We start from the raw sequence: 18,570 nt of genomic DNA, 5'->3' as shown, positions 1-18,570 counted from the left end.
GCCGCCCCACCGGCGCGGGGCGTTGGCAGGTCCGGGTCCGCGCACAAAAACCCCTGTGCGCCGGCTCGCACACCTCTGCGATCATCCCCGGATGGCGCACAGTCTCGAATCGCTGGTCATCCGGCACACCCACCGCCTTTCCTCCCCCAAGGGCTCCGCCGGTCAAGGAGCCGGTGCCGCGCGGCAGTTCGACGCGGCGCTGACCTCCGTGGGCTTCAAGCTCTCGGCGGAGCTGCTGGAGCGGTTGTCGGGGCTGTCCGAGGACGCGGTCGTGCACACCGCCAGGCGGACGCTGCGCACCGTGAGCGAGATGGTGGGCGACCACGTCCGGCACAACGTGTACTTCATCGACTTCCCGGCGAACGTGCCGGACACCGAAGAGTTCTGGATGAGCTGCGTGGCGAAGGCGCTCGGCGACGAGACGTCGCGCGAGAACGTGCTGACGCAGCTGGCGCACGGGGTGCTGGACCTGCTCAGCCTCCCCACGTACGGCCGTTACCAGCACACCTACGAGGAGATGCTCGCGGCGCAGGACGAGCTGATCGCCTCGGCGGGCGACCGGGTCACCGTCCTGCATCTCGGCCGGGACCTGGACGACGAACTCACCGGCCTCTACCTGGCCCTGGCCGGCAGCACGACCCCCCTGGGCGAGGACGACCTGCGCGACCTCAAGGCCCTCGCCGAGCAGTGCGCGCTCGGCCCCCAGCCGGAGGCGATCCCGGTCCGGGAGAACCGGGCGGTCGTCAACGAGGCCCGGCTCGGCGTCGGGGCGGACCTCCTCCTCGACACCGTCACCGATGTGCTGCGGCTGGCCTGCGCGCTGTCGGGCGGCGACGTGACGCTGCAGGAGCCGACCCGGTTCCGGGCGCTGTCGCGGCCGCTGCGCCGGGCGCTGCTCGCGGGTCTGGACGCCGTGGTCGCGGCGAACCCCGCGAAGCTCGCCGATGTGCACGCGCACCGCGAGCCCTTCAAGCGGCTCGGCGAGCGTCTCCACCCGCACGAGTACCCGCGCTGGCCGCACGCCGCCGACGTGTTCGCGGTCGCTCGGGGCGAGAAGGAGGCACGGTCCTTCGACAGCCGGGTCGAGAAGCTGCTCGACGAGTTCGACGTCCTCGGTGCGGTGAAGCTGCTGACGTCCGCTCCCGGCAAACTGTTCCGCGCCCTGGACCTCCTGCTGCGCATCGCCGCCGACCAGGACGAGCGGGACGCGGTGGTGGCCGCCGCGGTGCGGGTCGCTCCCGACGTCTCCGGCCGGGTCGTGCTCTCGGTGCGCGAACACCTCCACAACCGGGAGCGGGAGAGCGACGAACCCCGCATCTTCGTCAACCGCCGGGGCCGCGCATGGGTGACCCCCGACTTCCGGCCGCCGGTACCGGCCGCGGACCGCGATCGTCTGATCGCCGCCCTCGACGCCGAGATGCGCCGCCGGCTCCCGGCGCCGGGCCGGCTGCTGCTCGACCCCGACGTCCTCGACGTGGCGCTTCCGCTCAGCGGCCGGGCGACCGCGGCCGGGCTCGGCGTACTGCCGCGAGGCTCGGTCTCGGCGGTCGACGGCGAACAGCTGCGCTTCTTCGTGTACTGGAAGGAGACCGAGGACCGGACCGACTACGACCTGTCCGCGCTGCTTCTTCACGCCGACTACAGCACCGATGCCTGGCTCTCCTACACGTCCCTCACGGCCGTCGGGGGCAAGCACTCGGGCGACATCACCGAGGCGCCCGACGGGGCCTCGGAGTTCATCAACCTGTCCCTGGACCGGGTGCGCAGCACCTTCATCGTTCCGCAGGTCAACATCTACGCCGGCGAAAACTTCGAGGAGGTCGAGGAGTCGTTCTTCGGCTTCATGCTGCGCGACGGTGAGCACAAGGGCCGGCCGTTCGAGCCGCGCACGGTGCGGATGAAGTCGGAGCTGCGCGGGGTGGGCCGGGTGGCGCTGCCGCTGGTGTTCCGGCGCGGGGACGACGGCCGGTGGCGCGCGAAGTGGCTGCACCTGTATCTGAAGGGCATCTCGTCGGCCAACCGGGTCGAGGAGAACCAGGTGTCGGTGTCGAAGGTGGTGCGCGCCATCGTGGAGCGCGAGCAGCTGACGGTGGCCTACCTGATCGACCTGATGTCCGGCGACACCACGGACGTGGACCTGTGGGACGGCGAGCCGGTCCCGGACGAGCCCGTGACGTACATCGGCCTGGAACGTCCCGAGGGACTGCACCCGGACTCCCGGATCATCACCCTCGAAAATCTGCGCGACTTGATTCCGGGCTGAGTGCTAGCGTTGCCGACGGCGAGGCCATGAAAGGGCTTCCTTCTCATTCCTTTCCGAAAACGAGTTCTTTCGCTTTCCTCGCCGTCGACTTCGACTGGGAGGCGCCCGCGTGGCGCCTCCCAGTCTTTTTGTGTGCGCCGGGTCGCGTCGTCAGCGGTCCGAACGGCCGACAGCCCTTGGTGCGCGGCCCGCAGCACCCGGTCAGTGATGGTGGCCGCCCGCGTTCAGATGGGCGGCGGGGCTGACCACCAGGGGGCGGACCATGTGCTGTTCGTGCTCCAGCATGTGGCAGTGGTGCACGCCCCGGCCGACGACGGGGAAGCGGACCGCCACGGTGACCAGTTCGCCCGGGGTGCCGTTCGGGCCGGGCGTGATCTGGCCGGCCGTCCCCACCCGGACCGTGTCCTTCTCCCCGCGTTCGTGCGGCTCCAGTTCGGCCGCCGCCTTGAACGCGATCGGCCGCGACGAGCCGCGGGTGACCCGGTCGAACCCGGTGATGTCGTAGTTCTCCCGGGACAGCACCTGGAAGTGCGCCAGGTGGATGTGCATGGGGTGGGGGGAGGCGGCGAGGTTGAGGTACTTCCAGATCTCCACCCCCTCGTGCGCCGCGGTGAACGTCGCGCCGTCGTCGTAGGCCATCGCCGTCCTGCGCAGCGTGACGAGCGTGCCGTCGGCGTCCTTGACCTGGACGATCCCGGCGGCGGGCAGGGTGACGTCCTGCGCGTCGGTCTCCTCCATCTCCCACAGTTCGGGCATGTTCTGCGTGCCGGGGCCCACCAGCACCACCCAGCGCGGGGCCTGGTCGTGCGGCAGGTCGTGGTGGCCGACCCGGGTGAAGGTGGGGGAGAGGACCTCGGGCAGCGTGAACTTGGCCGAGGGCCTGCGGTCGGCGACACGGAACTGCATCACATCGGGTTCCAGCAGGTCGTTGCGCTTGTTGGACTCGCCCGGCGTGACGCCCTGCAGCGTGTTGACCAGCTTGAGGGTCTGCCCGCGGAACGCCTGGAAGTCGACCAGGACGTCGGCGCGTTCACCGGGGGAGAGGTTGAGCGCCCCCTCGACCGCGAGCGGCTCGCCGAGCAGCCCCTGGTCGGTCCCGATCACCTTCAGCGCTCCCGCCACGGGCCGGCCGTCGGCCAGCAGCATCAGCCGGTAGATCCGGGAGTTCGCGGTGTTGACGATCCGGAACCGGTACCAGCGCGGGTCGACCTCCAGATGGGGCCAGATCACCCCGTTGACCAGGGTGTAGGGGCCCGCGTGCGGGCGCATGAGGCGCTGCGCGCCGACCATCTCCACCTTGTGCAGCAGCCGGCCGGTCGGCGCGCCCGAGGCGTCCGTGTCGAAGTTGCGGTCGCTGAGGATCAGCGGCACCTCGTGCCGGCCGCTCGGCAGGTCCAGCGCCCGTTCCTCCGCGTTGCGGGTGATGAACAGGCCCGCCAGGCCCGCGAACACGCTGAAGCGGCTCACGTGGTGGGTGTGGTCGTGGTACCAGAGCGTGCCGGCGGCCTGGTCGTTCGGGTACGCCGACAGCTGGACGTCGCCGGGAGCCAGCAGGTTCTCCATCCAGCCGTCGTTGCCGCCGCCGGTCAGCATGCCGTGCAGGTGCACCGCGGCCCACGGCTCCAGGCCGGCCACCCCGGACACCTCCTGGCAGCCCTGCGTGCCGGGGTAGTTGGACAGCGGGTCGGGGGAGGGGCCGGTGGCCAGTCCGAAGTCGACGGCGGTGACCGGCAGAGTGCCGGTCAGACGGTTCTCCCACGCGACCCGGAGCCTGCGGCCGCGGACCGTCTCGATCGTCGGACCGGGGTAGGCGCCCTCGTACGTCCACATCCGCACCGGCGGGAGCTGCGAGTGCACGGTGATGTCGGCGGTGCGCATCCGCACGGTCAGCTCGTCGTGGTCGCCGCGCTCGCGCGGGCGCAGCACCGGCGGCATCCGCAGCGGGTCGGTGAACTTGGTCAGCCCCAGCCCGGCCGCCGACGGCTCGGGCCCGCCGGGGGCCGCGCCGACGGGCGAGGCGAACACGGGCGCGGATCCCACCAGGGCGCCCAGGCCCGCGACGGCTCCGCCCCGCAGCAGCGTACGACGGTTGACTCGGGGCCCCTGGGGCCGCTCCGGTATACCGGCAGATGCAGTCTCCATCCCCGCGACGTTAGGGACGGCCGCTCCATAGAAGCTCGAACTCCGCTCCAGCACAGGCCTGCCGGCCCGCTCTACAGCGCGGCGGCCCGCTCTAGAGGGCGGCCATCTCCGTGTCCCGGTGCACCAGCGCGGTGTAGCGGCCGCCGAGGGCGAGGAGTTCGTCGTGGGTGCCGCGCTCGGTGATGCGGCCCTGCTCCAGCACGATGATCTCGTCGGCGTCGCGGATGGTCGACAGGCGGTGGGCGACGGTGATGGTGGTGCGGCCCTCGCTCGCCGCGTCGATGGCCTTCTGGACGGCCCGCTCGGTATGGGTGTCCAGGGCGCTGGTGGCCTCGTCGAGGACCAGGACCGGCGGGTCGCGCAGGATGGCCCGGGCGATGGCCAGGCGCTGCTTCTCCCCGCCGGAGAACCGGTAGCCGCGCTCGCCGACCACCGTGTCGTAGCCGTCGGGCAGCGACATCAGATAGTCGTGGATGTGCGCGATCCTCGCGGCCGCGACGAGTTCCTCGTCGCTCGCGTCGGGCTTGGCGAAGCGGAGGTTGTCGGCGACCGTGGCGTGGAAGAGGTAGGTCTCCTGGGAGACGACGCCGACCGCGGCGGCCAGCGTGTCGAAGGACAGGTCGCGCACGTCGACGCCGTCGATGGTGACGGCGCCGGCCGTCGCGTCGTACAGCCGCGGCACGAGATAGCTCAGGGTGGTCTTGCCCGAGCCGGTCTCCCCGACGATCGCCAGGCTGCTCCCGGCGGGCACGCTCACGTCGATCCCCTCCAGCGTCGGCCGCCCGGCCCCCGCGTAGGAGAACCCGACCCCCCGCAGACGCACGTCGCCCCACAGCGCGGCGGGGACGACGGGATGCCGCGGCTCGGCGACGTCGACGGGCAGGTCCAGGTACTCGAAGATACGGGCGAACAGCTCCAGCGAACTCTGGATGTCCAGCCCGATGGTCAGCAGCCGCTGCGCCGGCCGGAACAGGGTCTGCTGCAAGGTGGTGAAGGCGACCAGGGAGCCCAGCGAGATCGCCATCCGCCCGCCGTGCGCGGTCAGTCCCGCGACCCAGTAGATGACCGCGGGCATGGACGCCATCACGATCCAGATCGTCGACTGGTACCACAGGCCCGCCGTGCTCGCCCGGACCTCGATGGCGGTGAGCTTGCGCGACTGCGCGGCGAAGGTGTCGGTCAGCGAGCGGGAACGGCCCATGGTGTGGCCGAGCATGATCCCGCTGACCGACAGCGACTCCTGCACCATCGAGGACAGGTCGGCGAACTGGCGCTGCCGGTCACGGGTGATGGCGCGCCGCTCGTCCCCGACGTGCCGGCTCACCCACACGAACGCCGGGAGCATCACCAGGGAGGCGATCGTCAGCCGCCAGTCGAGGATGGTCATGGCGGTGGTGGTGGCGATGACGATCGTCAGGTCGGAGACCAGCGCGGTGGCGGTGGTCGTCACGGTGACCTGCATCCCGCCGATGTCGTGGGCGATGCGGGACTGCACCTCGCCGGTGCGGGTGCGGGTGAAGAACGCCAGCGACATGCGCTGCAGATGCGCGTACACGGCGGTGCGCAGATCGTGCATGACGAGCTGGCCGACCTTGGCGGAGACATGGGTCTGCCAGACGTTGAACGAACTGGTGGCGATCGACACGACGATCATGCCGAGGGCCAGCAGCGACAGCAGACCGGTCCGGCCCTGCGGCAGCGCCACGTCCATGATCGCGCGGATCAGGAACGGGTTGACGAGGGAGACCAGGGACGAGCCCGCGACCAGGAACGCGACGAACAGCAGGTTCTTGCGGTAGGGGCCGAACAGCCCGAGGATGCGTCGCTTCTGCACGGGCGGTAGAGCCGTGCCCGACCCGGTGGTGGTCACCTGGCCTCCTTGTCGTCTCTTCGGTGATGGTCAGTCGGTGGAGCGCAGGACGAGGGCGGAGTTGAAGCCGCCGTGACCCCGCGCCAGGACGAGCGCCGTGGACACGGGGGTGTGCCGCGGCGCGGTGACCAGGTCGAGGCCGTAGCCGGGGGCGGGCGTGACGTTCGCCGTCGGCGGGATCACCCCGTCCCGCATGGCCAGCAGGGCGGTCGCCACGTCCAGCGGGGCCGCGCCCGAACCGAGCCGCCCCGTCATGGTCTTGGGCGCGGTGACGGGGACCGCCCGGTGCCCGAAGACCGCGGTGATCGCGTCCGCCTCGGTCCGGTCGAGCTCGGGGATGCCGGCCGCGTCGGCGAAGACGACGTCGATCTGGCCGGGCGACAGGCCCGCGTCGTCCAGCGCGATCTCGACGGCCTTGCGCAGCGCGGGCTCGCGCCCGCTGCCCGGACGCGGGTCGAACGTGGATCCGTAGCCGCTGATCTCGCCGTAGATCCGGGCGGCACCGCGCCGGCGGGCGGCGTCGGCGTCCTCGAGGATCAGCAGGGCTCCGCCCTCGCCGGGCACGTATCCGCTCGCGTCGGCGTCGAAGGGGAGGTAGGCCCGGTCCGGGTGTTCCTCGCGGCTCAGCTTCCCGGTGGTGAGCTGGGCCGCCCACCCCCAGGGGCAGATGGCGGCGTCGACCCCGCCGGACAGGATCAGATCGCTGCCCTTGCGGACCAGACGGCGGGCGTGCGCGAGGGCGTCCAGGCCGCCCGCCTGGTCGGAGACCACCACGCCGCTGGGGCCGCGCAGACCGTTGCGGATGGAGATCTGGCCGGTGTTGACGGCGTAGAACCAGGCGAAGGACTGGTAGGCGCTGACGTACTGGCTGCCCTTGCTCCACAGGTTCTGCAACTGGTCCTGGCCGAACTCGAAGCCGCCGCAGGTGCTGGCGGTCATCACGCCCATGCCGAGGGTGTCCGCCTCGCGCGGGCTCACCTCGGCGTCGGACAGGGCGTGGTCGGCGCCCACCAGGGCCAGCTGGGTCATCCGGTCGGTCTGCGGGACGAGCCGGCTGGGCAGATGGTCCTCGACCGTGAACCCGTCGATCTGCCCGGCCAGTTTGGACGGGTAGCTCTCCGGATCGAACCGCGTGATGCGACCGATGCCGCTCCTGGACGCCCGGGTGGCGTCCCAGTAGTCCTCCACGCCGCAGCCGTTGGGGGACATGATGCCGATACCGGTCACCACCACCTGGGAACTCATGCCGCAGTCTTCCTGTCCGGTCGGGCGAGGACCATCGCGCTCTGGAAGCCGCCGAAACCGCTGCCGACGGTCAGCACCGTGTCTGTGCGCCAGTCGCGTGCGGTCAACGGCACGTAGTCGAGGTCGCATTCGGGGTCGGGATCGTGCAGGTTCGCCGTCGGGGGCACCACGTTGTTCTCCATCGCCAGGACACAGGCGGCGATCTCGATCGAGCCGATCGCGCCCAGCGAGTGGCCCACCATCGACTTGATCGAGCTCATGGGGACGCGGCGGGCGTGCTCGCCGAGGCTGCGCTTGACGGCGCTCGTCTCGTGCCGGTCGTTCTGCTTGGTCCCCGAACCGTGCGCGTTGACGTAGTCGACCGCGCCCGGATCGATCCGCGCCTCGTCCAGCGCCGAACGGATGGCCTCGGCCATCTCCTTGCCGTCGGGACGCAGGCCCGTCATGTGGAAGGCGTTGCAGCGCGAGGCGTATCCGGCGACCTCGGCGTACACATGGGCACCGCGCCGCAGCGCGGCCTCCCGCTCCTCCAGGACGAACATCGCCGCGCCCTCGCCCAGCACGAACCCGTTGCGGGTGCGGTCGAAGGGCCGCGAGGCGTGCTCGGGATCGTCGTTGCGCGGCGTGGTCGCCTTGATCGCGTCGAAACACGCCATGGTGATCGGCGAGATCGGGGCGTCCGCGGCACCGGTGATCATCACCTCGGCCGAGCCGTCGCGGATCAGTTCGGCCGCGTAGCCGACCGCGTCGATGCCCGAGGTGCAGCCCGTGGACACCACCGTCGAGGGCCCCTCCGCGCCGACCGCCCAGGCGACCTCCGCGGCGAACGAACTCGGCACGAAGTAGTTGTACAGATGCGGGACGGCGTAGGTGTGGTCGACGAGATCGAGCCGGCCGCCGTCACTGACGACCCGGTACTCCTCGTCGAGCCCCATCGTCGCGCCCACGGCACTGCCGACGGCCACCCCGATGCGGTGCGGCGCGAAGCCCTGCAGGTCCAGCCCGCTGTCCCCGAGCGCCTCACGGGCCGTCACCAGGGCGAACTGCGAGGCCCGGTCGGTGCGCCGGATCTCCTGCGGACCGAGCCCGTGCTCGAAGGGATCGAAGTCGATCTCGGCCGCGACCCGGGACCGGAACGGCGACGGGTCGAAGAACGTGATCCCCCGGGTCGCGGTGCGGCCCTCGCTCAGCAGACTCCAGAAGTTCTTGGCCCCGATCCCGCCCGGCGCCGCCACCCCGATCCCGGTGACGACCACCCGCCGGCCGCTCACGCCGACTCCCAGGTGTAGAAGCGGCGCGCCATGGCGTCCGCGGGGGAGCGCCAGGTGGCCGGGTCGTAGGCGTCGATGAACGGCTTGAGGTCCTGGCTGATCCGCACGAACCGAGGATCGGCCTTCGCCTGCTCGATCAGCTCCCCGCCGTTGTCGTCGTCGAAGTCCTGAAGATGGAAGTACAGACCGTTGAACATGAAGAGCTGACGTCGCCGGGTCCCCATGCGATGCGGCATGTCGGTCTCGTCGAAAGCGCCGAAAAGCCGAGCCACATCGGCACTCGAACGAGAATCCATCTTGGCCACTATCAGATTGCTGTGCACTCGACCGCCTCCTCGAGGATGTGCTGCGCCTACAAGTACTTGACCAGTGCCGTCCATTCGGCGAGCTCCTCCTCCGACAAAGGCGGCAGGCAAGGCTGTTCAGTGAAAGGGAGCCCGGGATTCGCCCAACCGGGCGGCGGATACATGGCATTCCACGCGAACCCCATCCACATCAGGCCCTCGCCGAGGCTCTTCCCTATGGATCTCATGGCGGACCTGCGCCTCGCCCGCATCTCAATCTCCACTTCGCCGGGAAACCGTCTGCTGCCACCTTGGGTGGCCCTCCTCAAGAGGAAACCGGCAACGCGTCGAATGCCGCTGGAAGGAATGTGAAGTTCCGCTCGCGCCGTTCTCGAGCGGAACCCGAGAAAACGGCCGGCCGTATTTCGCACCGGCCCGGACAGAGCAAGGGGACGGCTCCCCGCAGGAGCCGCCCCCTCTTCCGCCGCCGCGGACCGGCACAGCCGGAACGAACAACCCGGCCGCCGTACGGGCTTTCCGCCCACCCCGACTGCCGTGCGCCCGGCTGTCGTACGAGACTGCCGCACACCTCGACTGCCGTACGCCCGGACCTCGCGGGACCGACGCACACCTCAACTGCCGTGCGCCCGGCTGTCGTACGAGCCCGACGCCCGTCCCAACCGCCGTGCGTCCGACTGCCGTACGGTGCTGCCGCCCACCCCAACTGCCGTGCACTCGGCCGTCGTGCGACACCGCCGCACACCCAACTGCCCTACGCCCGGCCGTCGTACGGGGCCACCGCACCCGGCGGCGACAGCTGGCCGGGTGCACCGCCCGGCGCCCCCGGGCAGGCCGGCACGATGCACCCTCACCCCACCCGAGAAGCGTCAACTCACCTGACCGACAACACCGTTGCCCGGCCGTGCGGCGCGGGCGGACCGCCCAGCGCGTCCAGCCGCCGCAGGTCCAGCGGCGAGGGACGGCGGTCCAGCCGGGCCGCGAGCAGCCCCGCCGCCCGCTCGTACGCACCCCCCGAGACCAGGGCGTACAGCAGGGTCTCCTCCACCACCTCGTGCTGGGCCCTGCTGGCACCCACCCGGGCGACCAGCGGCAGCAACGGCCCCAGCCGCAGCACCGCTTGGGGCCAGTTGCGGCGGACCACGTCCGTCAGCGCGTCGCACAACGGCGCGATCACCAGCGCGAACACCTCCCGGCCGTCCGCCAGCGCGTGCGCCCGCAGCCGCCCCAGCCCCTCGAGATCACCGGCCGCCGCCCAGGCCAGCGCGGCGTGCAGGGCGGCGAACCCCGTCGCGGGCGCCTCCAGCCAGTCCCGGGGTGCCGCCTCCAGCAGCTCCCCGAGCGGCAGCCGGCCGCTCCAGCTGCCCGTCATCCGCGCCCGCCACAGCAACGAGGCCGAGTCGACCAGCAGCCGCCCCCCGCTGACCTGCGAGGCCACCAGCTCCCGGTCGTAGCGGCGCAGCAGCGCCGAACGGTCCTCCAGGGTCAGTTCGTGCAGCGCGGCATGCCAGGACAGATGGGAACGGTGGCCCGCCCCGGCCCCGTGCCGGCCCATCCACTCCTCCAGCCAGGCCAGACCGGCACGGTGCTCACCGGTCTCGTAGAAGACGTGCGCCCGGGCATGGACGGCGTGGCCGGCCGCGGGATGCGCGGCCAGCGCCCGCACGGCCAGCGCGTCGGCCTCCTGCCAGCGCTCCTGCTCCTGGCGGACGAATGCCAGCTGCCCCAGATACCACCAGTCCTGCCCGTAGACGCCGGACAGCCCCTCGATCAGCGCCCAGGCCTCCTCGGCGCCGGTGACACCGTTGAAGGAGACGGTCGGCACCGCCGCGCTCACCGCCAGCGCGTCGCGCGGATGGGCGGCGATATGACCCAGCAGCGCCGCCTTGCCCTGCTCCTCGGTGCCGCGCAGCCGGGCGTCCACCGCCGCCACCAGGCTGCGCTCGCGATCGTCCGCCCGGCGGGACGCGGCACGGTGGGCGGCCGCGAGCGCCGCGGGCACGTCCACAGCGCCCCCGCACTCGTGGCCGAGCAGCGCCAGCGTCGCATGACCGACGGCGAACCCCGGATCGGCGTCGACCGCCTCGCCCAGCAGTGCCGCCGCGCCGGAGCGGCCCGCCAGAATCCGTTCCAGCGCCTGCCCGTACAGTCCTGCCGCCTCGGCACCCGTGCTCAGCCGCAGGCCGTAGCGGTCCCGCGGCCCGGACACCCGGCGCCCGGCGAGCGCCGTGAGCACCCGGTCGGCGACCTGTGCGGCCTGCGCGCGGATCTCCGGGATCGCGGTGCTCTCCAGCAGGTTCCCGCGCCGCGCGGCCCCGATCGTCCACAGCCGCAGCGCCGGGGCGCCGTCCGCCGGCAGCAGCCGCCCGTCGCCCGAGGTGTCGAATCCCAGGCCGGCGGGGCCGGTGCGGGCGTGGCCGCGGTCCAGCAGGCAGCGCACCAGCGGATCGCCCGTGCGCCGCAGGTCGGTCTGTGCCCCGGTGCAGTTGACGACGGCGCCGACCCGCAGCGTCCGGCCGTCGCTCAGCCGCACCACCACCACGCCGTGGTGGGGCACCGCGTAGACCACCTCCGCGGCGCCGGTGAGCAGCCGGCCCGAGGCCCGCAGCGCGCGGATCGTGGCCGCCGTCCTGGGCGCGATGCGGTGGCGGTGAACCTCCCAGGCCCGCAGGTCCTCGGTGAGGAACCGCTTCCGGTCGGCCGCCGACAACTGCTGCCACAGCGTGGCCGTGACCGCGCGCAGCCCGTCCATGCCGGGCCGCCAGTCGCCGCAGGCCCGCCGGGTCGCGGCCAGGTGCCGGCGTACGTCGCGGCGCAGCGTGTCCAGCCCGTGCGAGCCGTCCAGGCGCGGCGGCTTCGCGGGCGGGGCGGGGTCGGCCAGATGTTCCTGGGGGACCAGTCCGTGCCGGGACACCGCGTGCACCACCCGGTCCGGCCGGGCCAGCGTGAGGGCCACGTCGGCCATGGTCAGACCCGTGCCGACCAGCAGTACGTCGCCCGCCCGGTCCAGGGCGTCCAGCGCGCCCGGCGCCCAGGGATCGGCGACGAAGTGCCCCGACGCCCGCAGTTCGGTGCCGGCCCAGTCCTGGCCCGGCAGGAAATTGCCCAGCGCGAGCACCGCCGCGTCCACCCGCAGCTCGTCCCCGTTCGAGAGCCGCAGCGCCGTCCCGGCGCCCTGCTCGCGGGCGGCGACGACCCGTTCGCGCACCCGGTGCAGGCGCCCGCGCCGGCATTCCCGGACGCTCTGTTCGAGGACCTCGGCCAGATACCGCCCGTACTCCTGGCGGGGCACGAACTCACCCGCGGCGGCGTGCGGGTCGCGGCCGGTGAGCCAGCGCAGGAAGTGCCCGGGGTCGTCGGGGAAGGCGCTCATCTTGCCGGCCGGCACATTCAGCAGATGACGCGGATCACCGGTTCCGTAGGCGACACCGGGGCCGGCCGCCTCGGCCGGGTCGACCAGCCATATCTCGACCGCCCGACCGGCTCTCTCGGCCTGGCGCAGCAGCTGAACCACCGTCAGCGTCCCTGCCGCACCGGCTCCCACGACGGCGATGCGGCGCGTGGCGGAACTCCAGCTCATTGATCTCACTCCCTGATGGGTTCGGCTTCAGCGGGCATCGGACCCCGTCCCCTTTTGTCGTGGCCCCTCGCCGGCGCCGGCGCCGGCGCCGGCGGTCGCGAAGGCCTCGCCCGCCATGCCGGCGGTGAGGGTCGTGCCGTCGGCCGGGTCGATCAGCAGGAACGAGCCGGTGCGGCGGTTGGCGGTGTACGCGTCCAGGGCCAGCGGCTCGGCGGTGCGCAGCACCACTCGGCCGATGTCGTTGACCTTCAAGGACGGCACGCCGTGGCGCTGTTGCAGTGTGTCGGTGTCGATCCGGTACGAGAGGTCCTCGACCACCGCGCGGACCGTGCGGGTGGTGTGCTTGAGCAGCACCCTGGCGCCGGCGCGCAGCTCACGTTCGCTGAGGTGGCAGACGTACGCCCCCACGTCCCGGGTGAGCCGCGGGGCCGCGTCCCGGGCCGCGATCAGGTCGCCGCGTGCGACGTCGAGGTCCTCGGCCAGGCGCACGGTCACCGACTGGGGCGCCCAGGCGATCTCCCGCTGTTCGCCGAGCACGTCGATGCCCGCGACGGTGCCGGCGCGCCCGGACGGCAGCACCGTCACCCGGTCCCCGACCCGCAGCACTCCGGACGCCAGCTGGCCCGCGTAGCCGCGGTAGTCGCGATGCTCGCCGCGCTGGGGGCGGATGACGTACTGGACGGGGAAGCGGGCCGGGTCCCGGTCCGGGGCGCTGCCGACCGGGACGCTCTCCAGGTGTTCCAGCAGGGTCGGCCCGCCGTACCAGGGCATCCGGGCGGAGGGCCGGACCACGTTGTCCCCGGCCAGCGCGGAGACCGGGATCACCACGACGCGTCCGATGCCCAGGCCGGCCGCGTAGGAGGTGAACTCCGCGGCGATGGCGGCGAAGACGGACTCCTCGTAGGAGACGAGGTCCATCTTGTTCACGGCCAGCACCACGTGCGGGACACGCAGCAGCGCGGCGACGGCCGCGTGGCGGCGGGTCTGCTCCACCACCCCGTGGCGGGCGTCGACCAGGACGACGGCGAGCTCGGCGGTGGAGGCGCCGGTGACCATGTTGCGGGTGTACTGCACATGCCCGGGGGTGTCGGCGAGGACGAACCGGCGCCGGGCGGTGGCGAAGTAGCGGTAGGCGACGTCGATGGTGATGCCCTGCTCGCGCTCGGCGCGCAGGCCGTCGGTCAGGAGCGCCAGATCGGGCGCGTCCTGCCCGCGGTGCGCCGAGACGCGCTCGACGGCCGCCAATTGGTCGGCGAGCACCGACTTGGAGTCGTGCAGCAGCCGGCCCACCAGCGTGGACTTGCCGTCGTCGACGGATCCGGCGGTGGCGAAGCGCAGCAGCGAGGTGGCGGCGGCCCGGGAAGCGGTGGTCATGGCTAGAAGTACCCCTCGCGCTTGCGGTCCTCCATGGCGGCCTCGGACATCCGGTCGTCGGCGCGGGTCGCACCGCGTTCGGTCAGCGGGCTGGCGGCGATCTCGGCGATGATGTCCGCGTTCGTGGCGGCGTCGGAGTCGACGGCGCCGGTGCAGGACATGTCGCCGACCGTGCGGTAGCGCACCAGCCGCCACTGGGAGCGTTCGTGTTCCCTCGGGCCGCCCCAGTCGCCGGCGGCCAGCCACATGCCGCCCCGGTCGAACACCTGGCGCTTGTGGGCGTAGTAGATGTCCGGCAGGGCGATGTCCTCGCGCTCGATGTACTGCCACACATCCAGCTCGGTCCAGTTGGACAGCGGGAAGACCCGCACATGCTCGCCGGGCGCGTGCCGGCCGTTGTACAGCGACCACAGCTCGGGGCGCTGGCGGCGCGGGTCCCAGGCGCCGAACTCGTCGCGCACCGAGAAGACGCGTTCCTTGGCGCGGGCCTTCTCCTCGTCCCGGCGGCCCCCGCCGAACACCGCGTCGAAGCGGTGCGCGTCGATGGCGTCCAGCAGCGGCACCGTCTGCAGCGGGTTGCGGGTGCCGTCCGGGCGCTCGCGCAGCCGGCCGTCGTCGATGAAGTCCTGGACGCGGGCGACGTGCAGGCGCAGGCCGTGCGCCGCGACCACGCGGTCGCGGTGCTCGATGACCTCGGGAAAGTTGTGCCCGGTGTCGACATGCAGCAGCACGAAGGGAACCGGTGCCGGCCAGAAGGCCTTCAGCGCCAGGTGCAGCATGACGATGGAGTCCTTGCCGCCGGAGAACAGGATCACCGGCCGCTCGAACTCACCGGCCACCTCCCTCAGGACATGCACCGCCTCCGCCTCCAGCATGTCCAGATGCGACAGCGCGAAGGCGTCCTCGGGCACCTCGACCACGGGCTGGTTCGCGGGCATCACGCAAGACCCCTCTCGGCCAGGAAGGCATGCAGCTCGGCGGCGGACTCGGCCACCGACCGGTGCCGTGTCTGAATACGCAACTCCGGGTCCGCCGGCGCCTCGTACGGGTCGTCCACGCCGGTCAGTCCCGAGATCTCTCCCGCGGCCTGCCGCGCGTACAGGCCCTTCACGTCCCGCTCGCTGCACAGCCCGAGGGGCGTGGCGACATGGACCTCCAGGAACTCGGTGTCACCGGCGGCGTGCTGCTGTCGTACGGCGGCACGCGAGGCGGCGTACGGCGCGATGACCGGTGCCAGCACCAGCACGCCGTGCCGGGCCAGCTTCTGTGCCACGAACCCGATCCGCGTCACGTTCGTGTGCCGGTCCTGACGGCCGAACCCCAGCCCCCGGGACAGGTGGGCGCGGACCTCGTCACCGTCGAGCACCTCGACCCTGCGCCCGTCGGCACGCAGGCGTTCGGCCAGCGCACGGGCCAGGGTGGTCTTGCCCGCGCTGGGCAGCCCGGTCAGCCACACCGTGGCACCGCGCTCACAAGGGCCGTCCGCGGACAGGGCCACCGCGGTGACCTCGGCGGCCGGGGCGTCAGCTGTGCTCACGTGATGCTCTCCCGAAAGTGAGATGGGAACACGAACGACGAACGGTCGACGACGGATGCCGGGCCCGTCAGGAGGTGGCGAACTCGGCCAGGGCGCGGCCCAGTACGTCCATGTCGATCCGGTGCCAGGAACCGGGCAGTTCGAGTCCCCGGCCCTCGGGCAGGGCCTCCGCGGTCGCCTGCGCCGCGGCCCGCAGCCACTCGCTGGTGTGGTCGCTGTTGAGGACCAGGGCCGGCGTCCGGTACCCGGCCAGCCGCTCCGCCGGGACGCTGTGGTCGCCGCAGATCGCGGTGTCGTAGACGAGGGTGTGGGCGTTCGCCTCGTTCACCGCCCAGATCGGGCCCCGGCGCCACTCCGCGACGGTGTCGGGCGTGAGCCCCAGGAAGCTGCCGAGGAAGTACTCCACGGCCTCCTCGCGCCGGTCCTCCTCCAGGAGCACCCGCAGCGTCTTGGTGATGTTCCACGGCGGCCTGGGGAAGGGTCCGACACGGAAGAACGGCTCGTGCAGCGCCAGCCTCGTGATCGGCACGCCGCCCAGGGCCGCCTCGAGCGCGAGGTTGGCGCCCGTGGACCCGGCGAACACCGCGGCAGAGCCGCCGGCTTCCTGGATCACCGCCTCCAGGTCCTCGACCTCCCGCTGGACGGCGTACGCGGGGGAGTCACCGCTCTGCCCGCGCCCGCGCCGGTCGTAGACATAGGTGGTGCAGTGCGGCGCCAGCTCGGGAACGAGCGCGTCGAAGATCGTGTGATCACGGAACGCGCCGTTGAGCAGCACGATCGGCGGCCCCTCACCGGTCTTCTCGTAAGCGATCGTCGTGCCGTCCCGGGAAACGACCTTGCGCATCACGCACTCCTCACGCCGAACGGAGGTGCTCTCACCTCACCGCATGTCGAGATTTTCGAGCGGCGTGGTGGACCACCGGTCGAGGACCGGTCGCGGGATCCATGAACCCCAGGACAGCCGGACGGCCAGGACGGTGGTGCGCAGGGCGCCGGTCCGGCTGCGGGCGTCGGGCGGCGCTGCGCGGGTTGCAGCATCCACGCTCAGGGACCCTTATGGGTTTGACGCAATGATTACGTCATTATATTGTTCGGTGATGCTCTTCCCTACGCCGGATCTCACCGAGACGGATCGCCAGGTCCTCGACCAGATCGACCAGATGCGCGAGACGTTGAGGCACAGCGTGCGGACCTCGTCGACGAAGTGGACGGCCGGCCTGCGGAAGTTCCTGACCGCGGATGCTGTGGCCGCCTCGAATTCCATCGAGGGCTTCAAGGTGGCAACCGTCGACGTCGAGGACCTCATGGAAGGCGAGAGCGAGGTCGACATCTCGGAGGAGAACCGGGAGGAGACCCTTGCCTACCAGCGGATGATGACGTACATCCAAACCCTCCACGACGCCGAGGACTTCTCCTACAGCAAGGGCATGCTCAACGGCCTGCACTGGATGCTGCAGGGGCACCGGCACAGCGCTCGCCGCCCGGCGGGCCAGTGGCGCAAGGGCCCCGTCTACGTCACCGACGCCCGCGACCCCAGCATCGCCGCCTACACCGCCCCCGATGCCCAACTCGTTCCCGACCTGATGCAGGAACTCGTCGACTGGCTCAACGAGAACGACGATACGCACGCCCTGGTGCGGGCCGCGATGGCCCACCTGCACCTGGTCTCCATCCACCCCTGGGCCGACGGCAACGGCCGTATGTCCCGCTCCCTGCAAACCCTCATGATTGCCCGGGAGTCGGTCCTCGCGCCCGAGTTCTCCTCCATCGAAAGCTGGCTCGGACGCCCGGGCAACACCTGGGAGTACTACCGCGAACTCAATGACCGCGGCAGCCACTACCAGCCCGATCAGGACGTCGCCGGCTGGATCCGCTTCAACCTCACCGCCTACCACCAGCAGGCCCAGACGGTCCAGGGCCGACTAGCCCGCTCAGGCCGTGTCTGGAACGCCCTCGCCGACTTCGCCGACAGCAACGGCCTGGACGAACGCACCATCACAGCACTTCATGACGTCGCCATGGCCGGACGCGTGCGCCGCGCCCGCTACCAGCATGCCGAAGTGCTCAGCCTCCAGCAGGCTCAACGCGACCTGCGCGAGCTCACAACCGCCGACATTCTCCAGCCCGTCGGCCGCACCCGGGCCCGCTATTACACAGCGGGCCGGCAGTTCCCCCAGGACGCCATCGACATTGCCCAGACCCCGATGACCCTGACGCACCCCTACCGTCGCTGACGAGGCCGGGCCAGGCACGCTCCGCGGACCGGACCGCCGTGAACGCCGCCGGAGGACACCTCGGCGTTTGACGTCGAAGTGAGCCGAGCCGACCGCGCGCCACGGACGAGATCACGCGGAACGGGAGAGCTGTTCGCGCACCCATTCATGACCGGGATTGACATACGGACGGCCCGCCACGACGACGGTCGGCACGGTCTCGTTGCCGTCGTTGGCCGCTCGCACCACTGCCGCCCCGGCCGGGTCGCGCCAGATGTCGACCCAGTGCAACCGGCGGGCGTCACCGCCCAGCCGGATGCGCAGCCGCAGACAGTACGTGCAGCCCGGCCGCCAGAACACGACCGGCCGGCCGTCGACGGCGCTGCGGCGCTCCGCCTCCAGCGCACCGACCGAACGCGGGAAGATCAGAGGCGAGTTCACCCCTGCGAGCAGCACGAACACCAGCAGGAGTGCCACGGCTGTGCCGGGTTCCCCCTTGAGGGCCGATGCCGTGGCAACGGCCGAGCCGAACAGCACAAACAGCATCGGCAGGATCCAGGCGCGCATCACGATGACGCAGGCTACCGATGAGCCGACAACGGTCCTGCCCCGAGGCACGGCACACCCGAGACGAGACAGTCCGTTCGCCCACCACCTCTGCTAACCCGGGCCCGCGTCCGCCGCGGGAGGAGCGCGAGCGGCGGACGCCGGCCCCGGCCGGTCGTGCCGGGGAGGAGGACCGGGGCGCCGTGGTCCCCGCTGCCCCGGCGGGC

General features: G+C 71.8%; 14 protein-coding genes. 2 read left to right on the top strand and 12 right to left on the bottom strand.

Going from position 1 to position 18,570, the window contains the following annotated elements; translation table 11 throughout:
* The first annotated feature begins 91 nt into the window (after nucleotides 1–91).
* Nucleotides 92–2,263 carry a TerD family protein gene (locus OG788_RS01575; protein WP_406368622.1) on the top strand — a complete coding sequence of 724 codons (2,172 nt, stop codon included), beginning with the start codon at nucleotides 92–94 and terminating at the stop codon, nucleotides 2,261–2,263.
* A 201-nt stretch (nucleotides 2,264–2,464) separates the two neighbouring features.
* Here the strand turns inward: OG788_RS01575 and OG788_RS01570 are convergent, their stop codons facing one another.
* From OG788_RS01570 to OG788_RS01520, 11 genes are all read right to left on the bottom strand, one after another.
* Nucleotides 2,465–4,405, bottom strand: coding sequence for a multicopper oxidase family protein (locus OG788_RS01570; protein ID WP_406368620.1), 1,941 nt, complete (start codon nucleotides 4,403–4,405; stop codon nucleotides 2,465–2,467).
* A 91-nt stretch (nucleotides 4,406–4,496) separates the two neighbouring features.
* Complete coding sequence (locus OG788_RS01565) at nucleotides 4,497–6,275, bottom strand: ABC transporter ATP-binding protein (protein ID WP_406368618.1); 1,779 nt, start codon at nucleotides 6,273–6,275, stop codon at nucleotides 4,497–4,499.
* A 30-nt stretch (nucleotides 6,276–6,305) separates the two neighbouring features.
* Complete coding sequence (locus OG788_RS01560; protein WP_406368616.1) at nucleotides 6,306–7,520, bottom strand: ketosynthase chain-length factor; 1,215 nt, start codon at nucleotides 7,518–7,520, stop codon at nucleotides 6,306–6,308.
* Nucleotides 7,517–8,791: a beta-ketoacyl-[acyl-carrier-protein] synthase family protein gene (locus OG788_RS01555; RefSeq protein ID WP_351544568.1), complete on the bottom strand. Its 1,275-nt coding sequence runs from the start codon at nucleotides 8,789–8,791 to the stop codon at nucleotides 7,517–7,519. Before OG788_RS01555 ends, OG788_RS01560 begins: the two co-directional genes overlap by 4 nt.
* Nucleotides 8,788–9,114, bottom strand: a complete 327-nt coding sequence (locus OG788_RS01550) for a TcmI family type II polyketide cyclase (RefSeq protein WP_266766217.1) — start codon at nucleotides 9,112–9,114, stop codon at nucleotides 8,788–8,790. Before OG788_RS01550 ends, OG788_RS01555 begins: the two co-directional genes overlap by 4 nt.
* Nucleotides 9,115–9,967: 853 nt before the next feature.
* Complete coding sequence (locus OG788_RS01545; RefSeq protein ID WP_406368614.1) at nucleotides 9,968–12,673, bottom strand: FAD/NAD(P)-binding protein; 2,706 nt, start codon at nucleotides 12,671–12,673, stop codon at nucleotides 9,968–9,970.
* 27 nt (nucleotides 12,674–12,700) lie between these two features.
* A complete protein-coding gene (locus OG788_RS01540; RefSeq protein WP_406368613.1) occupies nucleotides 12,701–14,047 on the bottom strand; it encodes a sulfate adenylyltransferase subunit 1 in 1,347 nt (448 codons plus the stop codon).
* Between the two features lie 2 nt (nucleotides 14,048–14,049).
* Nucleotides 14,050–14,985: a sulfate adenylyltransferase subunit CysD gene (cysD, locus tag OG788_RS01535; RefSeq protein WP_351544588.1), complete on the bottom strand. Its 936-nt coding sequence runs from the start codon at nucleotides 14,983–14,985 to the stop codon at nucleotides 14,050–14,052.
* Nucleotides 14,985–15,545: an adenylyl-sulfate kinase gene (gene cysC / locus OG788_RS01530; protein ID WP_351544672.1), complete on the bottom strand. Its 561-nt coding sequence runs from the start codon at nucleotides 15,543–15,545 to the stop codon at nucleotides 14,985–14,987. Before cysC ends, cysD begins: the two co-directional genes overlap by 1 nt.
* Nucleotides 15,546–15,651: 106 nt before the next feature.
* Nucleotides 15,652–16,428 carry an alpha/beta fold hydrolase gene (locus OG788_RS01525; RefSeq protein WP_406368612.1) on the bottom strand — a complete coding sequence of 259 codons (777 nt, stop codon included), beginning with the start codon at nucleotides 16,426–16,428 and terminating at the stop codon, nucleotides 15,652–15,654.
* Between the two features lie 36 nt (nucleotides 16,429–16,464).
* Nucleotides 16,465–16,626, bottom strand: coding sequence for a hypothetical protein (locus OG788_RS01520; RefSeq protein ID WP_406368610.1), 162 nt, complete (start codon nucleotides 16,624–16,626; stop codon nucleotides 16,465–16,467).
* A 55-nt stretch (nucleotides 16,627–16,681) separates the two neighbouring features.
* On the opposite strand from OG788_RS01520, the gene OG788_RS01515 reads away from it, so the two are divergent.
* Nucleotides 16,682–17,818 carry a Fic family protein gene (locus OG788_RS01515; protein WP_406368609.1) on the top strand — a complete coding sequence of 379 codons (1,137 nt, stop codon included), beginning with the start codon at nucleotides 16,682–16,684 and terminating at the stop codon, nucleotides 17,816–17,818.
* Nucleotides 17,819–17,929: 111 nt separating this feature from the next.
* Here the strand turns inward: OG788_RS01515 and OG788_RS01510 are convergent, their stop codons facing one another.
* Complete coding sequence (locus OG788_RS01510) at nucleotides 17,930–18,367, bottom strand: glutaredoxin domain-containing protein (RefSeq protein ID WP_406368607.1); 438 nt, start codon at nucleotides 18,365–18,367, stop codon at nucleotides 17,930–17,932.
* Between the last annotated feature and the right edge of the window lie 203 nt (nucleotides 18,368–18,570).

It is taken from the genome of Streptomyces sp. NBC_00647 (assembly GCF_045207245.1).
Taxonomy (GTDB): Bacteria; Actinomycetota; Actinomycetes; order Streptomycetales; family Streptomycetaceae; genus Streptomyces.
The sequence above is the reverse complement of the archived record's forward strand: the minus strand, read 5'-3'. Positions and strand labels throughout refer to the sequence as shown.

Bases quoted from the DNA above. Each gene is read 5' to 3' on its own strand.
- OG788_RS01575 (WP_406368622.1), top strand. From the start codon at position 92: ATGGCGCACAGTCTCGAATCGCTGGTCATCCGGCACACCCACCGCCTT.
- OG788_RS01560 (WP_406368616.1), bottom strand. From the start codon at position 7,520: ATGAGTTCCCAGGTGGTGGTGACCGGTATCGGCATCATGTCCCCCAAC.
- OG788_RS01525 (WP_406368612.1), bottom strand. From the start codon at position 16,428: ATGCGCAAGGTCGTTTCCCGGGACGGCACGACGATCGCTTACGAGAAG.
- OG788_RS01540 (WP_406368613.1), bottom strand. From the start codon at position 14,047: ATGACCACCGCTTCCCGGGCCGCCGCCACCTCGCTGCTGCGCTTCGCC.
- cysD (WP_351544588.1), bottom strand. From the start codon at position 14,985: ATGCCCGCGAACCAGCCCGTGGTCGAGGTGCCCGAGGACGCCTTCGCG.
- OG788_RS01570 (WP_406368620.1), bottom strand. From the start codon at position 4,405: ATGGAGACTGCATCTGCCGGTATACCGGAGCGGCCCCAGGGGCCCCGA.
- OG788_RS01545 (WP_406368614.1), bottom strand. From the start codon at position 12,673: ATGAGCTGGAGTTCCGCCACGCGCCGCATCGCCGTCGTGGGAGCCGGT.
- OG788_RS01515 (WP_406368609.1), top strand. From the start codon at position 16,682: ATGCTCTTCCCTACGCCGGATCTCACCGAGACGGATCGCCAGGTCCTC.